This window comes from Pararhizobium sp. A13, assembly GCF_040126305.1.
GTDB lineage: Bacteria > Pseudomonadota > Alphaproteobacteria > Rhizobiales > Rhizobiaceae > Pararhizobium.
Genome location: NZ_CP149510.1, coordinates 2,308,964 through 2,319,573, shown reverse-complemented (window position 1 = coordinate 2,319,573; position 10,610 = coordinate 2,308,964). Strand labels below are relative to the sequence as shown.

At 61.3% G+C, this 10,610-nt stretch carries 13 protein-coding genes and 2 pseudogenes; 5 read left to right on the top strand and 10 right to left on the bottom strand.

The features are described from left to right. Positions 1–214 precede the first annotated feature (214 nt). Entirely contained in the window at positions 215–622 is a 408-nt protein-coding gene (gene msrB, locus WI754_RS11250) for a peptide-methionine (R)-S-oxide reductase MsrB (RefSeq protein ID WP_349433450.1), read from the top strand. A gap of 24 nt (positions 623–646) precedes the next feature. On the opposite strand, the gene WI754_RS11245 is transcribed toward msrB, so the two are convergent. After that, the gene (locus WI754_RS11245) at positions 647–913 is read right to left on the bottom strand and encodes a hypothetical protein (RefSeq protein ID WP_349433449.1); all 267 of its coding nucleotides are present in this window, start codon (positions 911–913) and stop codon (positions 647–649) included. 264 nt (positions 914–1,177) lie between these two features. Between WI754_RS11245 and WI754_RS11240 the strand changes: the two genes are divergently transcribed. Further along, a complete protein-coding gene (locus tag WI754_RS11240; RefSeq protein WP_349433448.1) occupies positions 1,178–1,696 on the top strand; it encodes a hypothetical protein in 519 nt (172 codons plus the stop codon). A 20-nt stretch (positions 1,697–1,716) separates the two neighbouring features. Here WI754_RS11240 and WI754_RS11235 read toward each other — a convergent pair whose 3' ends face one another. Further along, on the bottom strand, positions 1,717–2,376 hold the full coding sequence (locus WI754_RS11235; protein ID WP_349433447.1) for a hemolysin III family protein: 660 nt from the start codon (positions 2,374–2,376) through the stop codon (positions 1,717–1,719). Between the two features lie 186 nt (positions 2,377–2,562). Between WI754_RS11235 and WI754_RS11230 the strand changes: the two genes are divergently transcribed. Together WI754_RS11230 and WI754_RS11225 are read left to right on the top strand one after the other, a co-directional pair. Further along, positions 2,563–2,871 carry a peptidoglycan-binding protein gene (locus WI754_RS11230; protein WP_349433446.1) on the top strand — a complete coding sequence of 103 codons (309 nt, stop codon included), beginning with the start codon at positions 2,563–2,565 and terminating at the stop codon, positions 2,869–2,871. Positions 2,872–2,969: 98 nt separating this feature from the next. Then, a pseudogene (locus WI754_RS11225) lies at positions 2,970–3,290 on the top strand (GNAT family N-acetyltransferase); the annotation flags it as partial. 153 nt (positions 3,291–3,443) lie between these two features. Here the strand turns inward: WI754_RS11225 and WI754_RS11220 are convergent. Further along, complete coding sequence (locus tag WI754_RS11220; protein ID WP_349433445.1) at positions 3,444–3,866, bottom strand: universal stress protein; 423 nt, start codon at positions 3,864–3,866, stop codon at positions 3,444–3,446. A 349-nt stretch (positions 3,867–4,215) separates the two neighbouring features. Between WI754_RS11220 and WI754_RS11215 the strand changes: the two genes are divergently transcribed. Then, positions 4,216–5,079, top strand: a complete 864-nt coding sequence (locus WI754_RS11215; RefSeq protein WP_349437796.1) for a VOC family protein — start codon at positions 4,216–4,218, stop codon at positions 5,077–5,079. A 12-nt stretch (positions 5,080–5,091) separates the two neighbouring features. Here the strand turns inward: WI754_RS11215 and aztD are convergent, their stop codons facing one another. The 7 genes and pseudogenes from aztD to cmoA all read right to left on the bottom strand — a co-directional run bounded on the left by aztD (position 5,092) and on the right by cmoA (position 10,487). Beyond that, the gene (gene aztD, locus WI754_RS11210) at positions 5,092–6,297 is read right to left on the bottom strand and encodes a zinc metallochaperone AztD (protein WP_349437794.1); all 1,206 of its coding nucleotides are present in this window, start codon (positions 6,295–6,297) and stop codon (positions 5,092–5,094) included. Positions 6,298–6,556: 259 nt separating this feature from the next. Beyond that, entirely contained in the window at positions 6,557–6,823 is a 267-nt protein-coding gene (locus WI754_RS11205) for a zinc-binding dehydrogenase (RefSeq protein ID WP_349433443.1), read from the bottom strand. 16 nt (positions 6,824–6,839) lie between these two features. Further along, a pseudogene (locus WI754_RS11200) lies at positions 6,840–6,935 on the bottom strand (hypothetical protein); the annotation flags it as partial. A 64-nt stretch (positions 6,936–6,999) separates the two neighbouring features. Continuing rightward, the gene (locus WI754_RS11195) at positions 7,000–8,262 is read right to left on the bottom strand and encodes an RNA polymerase sigma factor (protein ID WP_349433442.1); all 1,263 of its coding nucleotides are present in this window, start codon (positions 8,260–8,262) and stop codon (positions 7,000–7,002) included. 60 nt (positions 8,263–8,322) lie between these two features. Beyond that, positions 8,323–8,745, bottom strand: a complete 423-nt coding sequence (locus WI754_RS11190) for a YciI family protein (RefSeq protein ID WP_349433440.1) — start codon at positions 8,743–8,745, stop codon at positions 8,323–8,325. Between the two features lie 222 nt (positions 8,746–8,967). After that, complete coding sequence (locus WI754_RS11185; RefSeq protein WP_349433438.1) at positions 8,968–9,714, bottom strand: isoprenylcysteine carboxylmethyltransferase family protein; 747 nt, start codon at positions 9,712–9,714, stop codon at positions 8,968–8,970. A gap of 11 nt (positions 9,715–9,725) precedes the next feature. Further along, positions 9,726–10,487: a carboxy-S-adenosyl-L-methionine synthase CmoA gene (gene cmoA / locus WI754_RS11180; protein WP_349433437.1), complete on the bottom strand. Its 762-nt coding sequence runs from the start codon at positions 10,485–10,487 to the stop codon at positions 9,726–9,728. Positions 10,488–10,610 lie beyond the last annotated feature (123 nt).

Sequence of the window (10,610 nt, the reverse complement as noted above, 5' to 3'; positions counted from 1 at the left end):
CAGGTGGCAAAGGAGATGAGGAGGCGCGGCGAACGAATGTCGGTGGCGAACACGCTTCGGGATAAGCCAAGCGGGGAACAAACTCAAGGTTACGGCGTGAAAAACGCGCCCTCTCCCCAGATTGCAGCAGCCGCACGATTGGAGGCAGGGCCGGGGTGATTGCCGGAACGCCCCGCCCTTCCTATATCTTGGCAGAAAATCCGAGGAGAGACCGATGAACGACACCAGCACCTTGAAAATATTCAAGACCGATGAGGAATGGCGTGCGCAGCTGACGCCGGAACAGTACCGCATCACCCGCCAGCACGGCACCGAGCGCGCTTTCTCGAGCCCGGATTTCGACTTGAGCAAGAAGGGTGTCTATCACTGCGTCTGCTGCAACCGACCGCTCTATCGCTCGCAGGCAAAGTTCAATTCCGGCACCGGCTGGCCGAGCTTCTACGAACCGATCTCGCCCAACGCCGTGACGAAACATCACGACACGTCCTATGGCATGAGCCGGACGGAAATCCGCTGCGCCGATTGCGACGCGCATCTCGGCCACGTGTTCCCCGACGGCCCGCCGCCGACCGGCCTGCGCTACTGCATGAACGGGGTTGCCCTGACCTTCGAGCAGGAGTGAGCCGCCCGCCCCGGCGGCCGTCTGTCAGGATGGAAGCCTGGTGCTCCCGATGCCCATCTCGGGCGCTTGTGGCATGCCGAAGAGATGCGCAAACAGCGCGTAAAGACAGAGCACAAGGACAACCAGCGCCATCAAGGGAACGAACAGGAAGACGAGGATGATCGACCAATTGCGGCCCGACGCCATCTCTTCGTCCGCCTCGCTCCAAAGGGGGACGCCCTTGTCATCGACGCCGTAGTTCGGGTGTTCGCTTGAAAGTGTGCGGCTTGCCGCACTCCGAGGTTCTGCCATTGCCCCCTCCTTCTCGGCGTGTCTCCGCCGTTTTGACAAGGATACACATTTTTCCGGCAAAGTCTTCGATATGGCTAATATATCGTTAACCACCCGGCGCTCACCGTGGTTGCCACCTGCCCCCTCCAAGAATTTAGGGGAAAATAGTTTTTTTCAACCCGCTGTGTTCTCTTGTGATTCACGGCGCATACATTTCCACTGCACCGCGTCTCAAATGGGACCGCCATGGCCGCGCGGCGGGATGCGTCAAAAATGGAGATGGCCTTGAGACATGCGCTGTTGCTGACAGTGGCCCTTTGCACGAGTTCGCCCGTCCTCGCCGGAGACGATTGGACGAGCTATTCCAATCCGCGCTTCGGATATAGCACAGCCGTGCCGCCCGGCTTCACGCTGGGCCAAGAGGCCGACAACGGCGACGGCGCGACCTTTCGCTCGGATGACGGGCGTTCCGAGCTTTCGATCTACGGCACCATGCTCGAAACCGGCGAATTTGCCGGCGAGGCCCGCAAGCGCATCGACAGGGACAGGGCGGCCGGATGGACGATCACCTATGACAAGGTGACGAACGGCTGGGCGAGCTATTCCGGCGCGCGGTCGCAAGACATTCTCTATGTCCGCGGCATCGCTCTTTGCGCCGGCAACGCCGCCTATTTTCACCTTCGCTATCCGCGCGGCACGTTGAAGACGTTCAACAACGTCATCGGCCGATTGGTGAAATCGTTGCGGCCGGCTGCGGGATGCGAACAGGCGCCGCAAAAGGCTCCGGGTGCGGCGCAGAACTGACGTGCACGAATGAGACGATCTCAGGCCGAAGCGCTGCTGATGCAGGTGAGTACAGCGGAGTAATGCACGGCGGCGGCCGTGACCACGAAGCCGTGCCAGATGGCGTTCTGGTAGCGCAGCTTTTCCCAGACATGGAAGATCACGCCGCAGGAATAGATGATGCCGCCGATCAGGATGAGGATCAGCGTCGTTTCCGTCAGTTGCGACAGGAGCGGACCGGCGGCAAACACGCCGCTCCAGCCCATGGCGAGATAGAGCAGGATCGCCACCTTGTCGAAGCGGCCCGGAAAGACGCATTTGATCAGCACGCCGACAACGGCGATCGCCCAGATCCCGATCAGCATGCCGAACAGATAGGGATCCTCCCAGCCGCGCTGCAAAAACGGCGTATAGGTGGCGGCGATCAGCACGAAGATCGACGAATGGTCGAAGCGGCGCAGGAACCATTTCGTCTTCGACACGGGATAGAGATTGTAGAGGAAGGAGATCGACAGCGTCGCAACCAACCCGGCGCCATAGATCCAGGCGGCCGCGAGCTGACCGGACGTGCTCCAGACGGTGGCATAGAAGATCATCGCCGTGACGCCGATCAGCGCAAAAGCGAGACCGATCCCGTGGACGACACCATCGGCAATCAGTTCAGAGCGATCGTAGTTCCATTTGATGCCCTTGATTTCCACCAGAGCCCCTCGACATTTCATTCAATCCGGTTTCACGATGTTGCCGGCACATCACCCACCATAGTGCGCAGCATCGCGCCGCCACAAGCGTGGCAGTCATAGCAATTTGACACAGGCAGCGGCGTCGAAACAGAGGCGAAAGATCAATCTTTGCAACAGATCGACATCAGCGGGCGGCCTCGATCAATGGATTACTATCGCCGCGCAGCCCAGGGCGGCGATGCCATCGCCGTCAACAATGTCGCCAACTTCTACGACAAGGGCCTTTCGGTAAAAGCCGATCCGGTTCTCGCCGCCGAACGGATGGAAAAAGCATTGAGGGCCGGCGCCACCTTCAGCCGCGACCAGACGCGCGACAATTCCGGCAACTGGTCACTGCCTTTCCGCAAGGCGCTGCAACGGCGCCTTGCGGACAAAAAACTCTATTCCGGCCCGATCGACGGCGGCTTCCGCCCGCAGACCCAGGCCGCGATCAGCATTTTCGGGGTTCGGTGAGGGTGATGGCGAACGTCAACGACAACGTTGCCCAAAAAGGAGACATTGAACAGTAGCAGTCAAGAGCCGAGGCTAACGAACCGACAGTCGTATTGACCTCGGCCGGGGCGGTTGAACGGGCGGTTGCCCCGGGTAAGGTCAGGCGCAATGCACCCGACACAATCCCGGTATCGGTGATCGCGCGTCTCGCGCTCAGCCGCGACTATGCCGGTCGCGGCCTTGGCGTCGACATCCTGTCGGATGCGCTCCGCCGGGTCGCCATCGCCTCCCAGAGCATTGGCATCGGGGCCGTGATCGTCCATGCCAAGGATGAGCGGGCGAAAAGCTTCTACATGGCCTGCGCAGAGTTCATTGAATATCCAGCGGAAAGCCGCACGCTGTTTCTGCCGATCGAAACGGTGATCGCGGCCTTTGGCTAGTCCGCCATCCATGAAATAAGCGCGCAGTGCGCGCAGGCAGACTTTATCCCGATGTGGTGCTCGACTGTCGGTGGGACCGGTGAAATTTCCGCGAATGACCGAACGCCGTCGCCGACTGCGAGCTACAGCGTCTTCGCGTCACCAAATCTCGCCTCAGCGATCGATCAGCACCGCGCATTTGCAATGGCTGGCGACGCGGCTTGCGGTGGAGCCGATGAAGTAGTCGATCAGGCCGGGCCGGTGCGAGGCGATGATGACCAGGTCGCCCTCCATCTCTTCCGCAAAGGAATTGATGACACCGGCTGCGCCGCCGACGCGGATTTCGACGCGGCCCTTGACGCCGTGTTTGCGCTTGAGATCGGTCAGCGTGTTCATCGCATGCTTGCGGGACGCCTCGATCATTTCCAGCGGAAAGTCGACAATCATGTAGCCCTGCGCGTAGGCGTTCAGATCCTCGACCACATTCAGCAGGATGATTTCGCCCCCCTCGTCCAGCAACGACTTGGCCCGCTCCAGGACCTTCTCGCCGTGCTCCAGCTGGTCCATTGCAATCGGCACGATGATTCTCGAATACATGACTGTCTCCTCGGGTTCGCCGCGCCGGCAGAGAGGCAGGACGTCCTGCCTCATGGGCCGCTGTTTTCATCAACCCTCGCTACCTGGCGCGGATAGATTAGAATATAGGTGTGTCCGGGAAAAAGTCACAACCCGCCATGCGGCCGAAGGCGATTGTCAACAGAGTGAGAACGGTACTTCCTCAATACGCCCCCTTTCGCGTAACACCCGCGCGCGCCATATAGTTTTGCAACAGTTCAAACGGGATTGCGCCATGGCCACATTCGACAGACGCACCTTCATGAAGTTTTCAGCGACGGCGCTGGTAACGGGAGCGGCTGCGACCACGGCCAAGGCAGAAAGCACGACGATGACAGAGCACGCCGCCACACACGCAGTCCGCATGCCGGCCTATATCGATCACTCGCATCTGGTGGTGCGCGACCTGCCGATGGTGTCTTCGTGGTATCAGCAGATCATGGGCCTGACGCCGATGGACAAGACAGCGAGCGGCGAGACGCTCGGCGTTGCCGGACGGCCGCTTCTGACGCTGACCACCGAGGGTAATGCCACTGTTGCACCGCACAATGCGCCGGGCCTCTTCCACACGGCTTTCCTCGTGCCCGACCGCACCGAGCTTGGCCGCTGGCTGGCCCATATCGCCCATAACAACGTGCCGCTGCAGGGTGCGTCCGACCATCTGGTAAGCGAGGCCATCTATCTCGGCGACCCGGAAGGCAACGGTATCGAGGTCTATCGCGACCGGCCGCGCGCGGAATGGAACTATATCGAGGACGGCATGGTGAAGATGGCGACGCTGCCGCTCGACCTGCAGGCGCTCTACGACGAGGCGCCGAAGGACAAGTGGGACGGCATGGCGGACGGCACGGCGATCGGTCATATCCACCTGCAGGTCTCCGACATTCCGCAGGCCAACGCCTTTTTCCGCGATGTGCTCGGGCTCGACCTGATGGCCACCTATCCCGGCGCCAGCTTCTTTGCCTCGGGCAAGTATCACCATCATGTCGGCGCCAATATCTGGAACTCGCGCGGTGCGCCGAAGCGGCAGGGCAACATGACCGGCCTTGCGGACTACACCGTGCATTTCAACGATCCGGCCAAGCTGCAGACGGCGATCGCCAAGCTCGACGCGCTGGAAATTCCGGTGACGCGCAATGGCGCCACCGTCTCGCTCGTCGACCCGTGGGGCATCGGGCTGAAGCTGGTGGCCTGACGGCCCTCGATATCAGTGCATTGCGCCGGAGCCACCGACGGCGACGATCGCAAAGGGCTGGCCCTCGACCGGAATCGTCGCCGTTTCCTCGAGGCTGTCGGTCGCGATCATCCGCACAAGGCTATGGCGGGGGTCGGTGATGGCTATGCGATCGCCGGCAACCGCAAGCCGCGGACGCGGGTCACGCCAATGTCCATCCTTGCTGTAGGGTTCGGTGACGGTTGCCGAACGGGTGATCTTGCCGCTGACGACATCCAGCAGATGGAGCTTGCCGTCCTCGGTTAGGATATAGGCGTTTCGGGCATTAACCGGGTCCAGGATGAAATCGACGCGCCGGGTCGCGAGCTCCACGAGGCGATAAGGTGCCTTACTATCGGGGTCGATCAGCACGACCTTGTCCTCGCCATAGTTACCGAGAAAGAACTGCATCGACTTGCCGCCGAGCAAGGTGGAAACCTTGCCTTCCGGCAGATCGTCGCCATAGGCCAGCATCTTAAGCTTCGGCCCATCGATCCCGGCCGGGCGGACGACGAGAACCCCCTCCTCGCAGCCGAAGGCGACGAGACGCGCCGAAGTCGCTTCGCCATGCAGCCCCGTGCAGGCGGCGACATCGCCAAGCTGCCTGCCTGAGCGGTCGAGAATGCGCAGACCAAGCCGCGGCGGCAGTTCGTCCGGCTTGACCTCGGCGCTCATGTTGGGGACTGAAACGAGGATGTTGCCGCCCATCGGCACGGCCACGCCATGATGCGGCGCGGTGGTGTCAAGGCTTACAATCTCGGCCTTGCCTTCGATCAGTGCGCTTTCGCGCATCACGTCCGTCTTGCCGCCCCGATCATAGAAAATGGCCACATCGTCTCCATGTGTCACCACATGGCCCGGCTTCTTGCCATTGATCACGCCCGCAAGCAGCTTCGGCTCGGAGACGTCGATATCGCGATGCTCGCCATGGTCCGAAAGGGCGATGCCGGTCGATATCACGTTCACGATGTCCTTATCCCCCTGAACGGCGAAGACGGTCTTGCCGCTATCGCTCAAGGACAGCGCGGCAAAGCCGCTGATATCGAACCGTCCAAGTTCGCTGCCGCTTGCGGCATCCAGCGCCCGCACGACCGGCTGCGTGTGATCGGCAACGAAGAGCCGCCATGTCTCCTTGCTGTCATCGGCAAACGTTGGAAAGGGGGACAGCGCCGTCAGCGCCGCTACGGCGGCAGCCTGCATCGGCTTGCCAAGATGGATCCGCATGAAAATCTCCTGCGCGAGTTTATGTAATAACGTTACATCCATCCTGTTATAAAGTTACATATGCATTGTCCAGCGACAAAATGCTCGCCCACGATCTGACGTCGCCGCGCGCCACAGTAGCGAACGACGAGGCTCAGGACGTCCCTTTTGGGTTGGGCATTCTCATGCGCTCGAAGAACCTGCAGCCTTGATCAACGCCGAAACGTGAGGCGTTTGCGGGGAATTCTGATTCCCGTCAGGGAAGCAGAACCACCGAGCCCGTGGTGCGCCGCGCCTCGAGATCCTCGTGCGCATTGCGGACGTCGGACAGGGCGTAAGTGGTGACGCCCGATGCCCGCAGCGCTCCGGCCTCCATCGCCGCGAACAGATTTTGCGCGGCGGCCTCGTATTCCGCGCGGTTGGCGGTGTAGTGCGCAATCGACGGCCGGGTGACGTAAAGCGATCCCTTCGCCCCCCAGCAGGGCGACGTCCAGCGGAGGGATCGACCCCGAGGTTTCGCCAAAGCTCACCAGCGTGCCGCGCGGGCGTAAGGAATCGAGCGATTTCGTGAAGGTCTCGGCCCCGACCGTGTCGTAGACGACATCGACGCCCTTGCCGCCGGTGATCTCTGCCACGCGGGCTTGAAAATCGTCCTCGGTGTACGGGGCTCTCTCTTCTGGAGGCGTATAGGCGTTGGGGTCAGCCGCCGCAGGCGGCCGCCCGCCCGAGCAGGAAGGCCCGTTCGCGCTCGTTGCGGGTGAGCGCGGCCGCGCGCTCGAACTCGGCCGTGGCCTCCGCCAACCGGCCCGCCCGGAACAGGAAATCCCCCTTCGCCGCCGGCAGCGGAGCGTAGCCGCGTAAGGTCCCTGCCCGCTCGATCTCGCTCACGAGCGTCAGACCTGCCTGCGGGCCGAAGGCCATGCTGTGGGCCACGGCCCGATTGAGATCGACCACCGGTGACGGCATCACCGCACGCAGCGTATCGTAGAGCGCTGCGATCCTCTGCCAGTCCGTCTCCTCCGCCTTTCGCGCCCGTGCATGGCAGGCGGCGAGCGCTGCCTGCAGCGCGTAGGGTCCGCCCGCGCCGCCGAGCGCTTCGGCGCGTCCCAATGCGGCGAGGCCCCGGCGGATCAGGAGCTGGTCCCAGCGGGAACGGTTCTGTTCGGTCAAGGGAACGAGCGAGCCGTCCGGCGCAATTCGGGCGCCAAGGCGCGAGGCCTGGATTTCCATCAGCGCGAGAAGGCCGAAGACCTCGGGCTCACCGGGCGCAAGGCCGGCGAGGATGCGGCCGAGGCGCTGGGCCTCGGCGCACAAGGCCGGGCGGATCAGGTCTTCGCCGGCGGTGGCAGCATAGCCTTCGTTGAAGATCAGGTAGATAACCTCCAGAACCGAGGCGAGGCGTTCCCTTCGGTCCGGCCCGCGCGGGACTTCGTATGCCAGGCCGGCCTTGCCGAGCGTCTTCTTGGCCCGGACGATGCGCTGGGCGATGGTCGCTTCGCTGGAGAGGAAAGCGCGGGCGATCTCGTCCGTCGTCAGCCCGCCGATCAGGCGCAGCGTCAGCGCCGCGCGCGCCTCGGGCGAGAGCACCGGGTGGCAGGCGGTAAAGATCAGGCCGAGCAGCTCATCGCCAAGGTCGTCATCCATGGCCGCCTCGATATCCGCGACGGGATCGACACTTTCGTCTTCAAGGTCCCGGCCGATCTCGGCGTGCTTGCGCGCCAGCATCTTCTTGCGGCGGAAGCCGTCGATGGCCCGGCGCTTGGCAGCGGCCATCAGCCAGGCGCCGGGGTTTCTCGGAACCCCGGTCTTCGGCCATTCGGAGAGGGCAACCACGAGGGCGTCCTGGGCCAGGTCCTCGGCCAAACCGACGTCCCGAACCATTCGGGCCAGGCCCGCGATGAGCCTGGCCTGTTCGATCCGGAAGACCGTCTCGATCGTGTGATGGGTTTCGATCGCCGCCATGCTTCCCGCTTACGGGAGGGACGAGGGCCACGTCAAGCCGCGGCGGCGAGGCAGGATACGTCAGCGGTTGGCCGTCTTTTCGCGCAGCCGTTCCTCCTGTTCGGCGAGCTCCGGCGTCAGGGCCTCGCCGAAGTCGGCGGCCTCGAACACCCGGCGGATCTCGATCTCGCTCGGACCCAGCATCGGATTGGGGCAGCGCTTCACCCACTCCACCGCTTCGGCCATGTCCTTGACCTCCCAGAGCCAGAAGCCGGCGACCAGTTCGCGGGTCTCCGCGAAGGGACCGTCGATAACGGTGCGGCCGGGGCCGTCGAAGGCGATACGCTTGCCTTTCGAGGAAGGATGCAGCCCCTCGCCTGCCATCATGATGCCGGCGTTGACCAGTTCCTCGTTGTACTTGCCCATGGCTTCAAGAAGCTCGGTCGAGGGCATGATCCCCGCTTCGCTATCCTTCGTCGCCTTCACCATAACCATAACGCGCATCGTCTCTTCTCCTCTGATTGACGGAAGCCACAATGGCCTTCCTGATCATACGACGAACGCGTGTCGGGAAAATCGACATGCCACCAAAACTTTTTTCAAGAAAAGTAGCGACGCAGCTGCAACAAGGCGGCAGCCGGCGTGAAGGATCATTGCCGTCGTGGAAGGAATGCGGCTACCGATGGAGCGGTCGGCCGCAGTCGACCAAAGCCCAAACTCCTCTCATCAAACCGTTTTCTTGTCGCTGAAGACGCCGCGTTTCTTCAGCTGGCTGATGAACGCGGTGGCGATGCCGGTCAGAACAATGAGTGTTGCGAGGATGGACACATACTGGACGTCGGAGGTCGGAACCGAGCCCGCCACGTGCTCGTAAACTTCTGCCAGCAGCAAGGTGATCAGCGCAGCCGATGCGGTTGAATAATCCTTGGCAATAACCCGCTTGAAATTGAAATCCATGCCTTCAGTGGCCTGGGAAAATTTGCTGAAGCGCGGAAGCCAGCGCGGGACGTCGGAGCAGTAGGCCTTGTAGCCTTCTGCGAACTTTCCCTCAAGGAACGCCTCCTCGGCGTAGACGATGCATTGGTACATGAAGCAGAACAACAGGATACCGACAACTGTCACCACCGGGTTGCCATGCATGAGGAAAACCGCGCTGTAGATCAAGACGTTGCCGACATATAACGGATTACGACAGACGCTGAACATGCCTTCGGTAACAAGATTCTTGGCGTAAACCTTCTTGTTCAGGCCGCCCCGCTGAATGTAGGCATAGCCGATAACGATCGCGCGGAACGCCAGCCCGGACAATGCGACAAGCCATGCGACCATGTCCCTGGCATTTTCGAGCTGCTTGCTGCCAAACATTTCCGTTTTCGGCGCGGCGGACAGAAAGAGCCCGACGATAATGACGGGGAATAGCTGGTTTCGATACCGGAACAGAAAGTTGCCGATGGAGATCATCAAGGATTTCATTTTTTTCTCAGCTATTTGACCGCGATGATGCCGCAGAAATTGTACCAGCGGAAAAACACTTCGACGTGCTTGAATCCCGTTTCCCTGAGAAGCTGGATATTCTCTTCCAGTCGATAGGGGATGAGGACATTTTCCAGCGCTTCCCGTTTCTTGGAGATCTCGATCTCCGAATATCCGTTTCGCCGCTTGAAATCGTAATAATGCTGGATGAACAAGCGGTTGAAGGTCGTGTCCTCGCTCGTCAGCTTTTCGATCAGGACCACGCAACCCTGTTCATTCAAGCCAGAGTAGATCATCTTCATCATTCGCTCGCGGTAGAGCGGACGAATGAATTGAAGGGTCAGCAGCATCGTAACGACGCTGGCATTCTCCATATACAGGCCCTTGTGCAAATCCGCCATCTGCAGCTCGATCGGCCTTTGCGTAGCGGTCTGGGCGATCTTCTGCCGTGCCTTCTCAAGCATATCGGGGGCGTTGTCGACGCCAATGAACTTGACGCTCGGATCCAGAACCGGATCAAGCGCAAGCAGCGTCGTCGCAGTCGAGCAGCCGATATCGTACAAGTTGGTATTGCGCTTGGCAAAATCCTGCGCCAGTTCGCAGACCATCCGCTGCATTTCTTCGTAGTGCGGCACCGAGCGGCTGACCATGTCGTCAAACACGTCAGCCACCTTGGCATTGAAGGAAAAATCGCCGACCGGCGGCTCGTCCTGACTGAAGACGGTGTCCTTCCGCTCCGTCTCGAGGACGATATGCAGTGCTTTCTTCTTCATGTTGTCCACTCTGTCTCGACACACCGGGCGCGGCCGCTTGGCCGCACAAACGACGGAAAGCACACCACAAAGCTGACACCCACCTGAACGTATCCTCATGATCGAGGAGGCCAGGCGGAGATA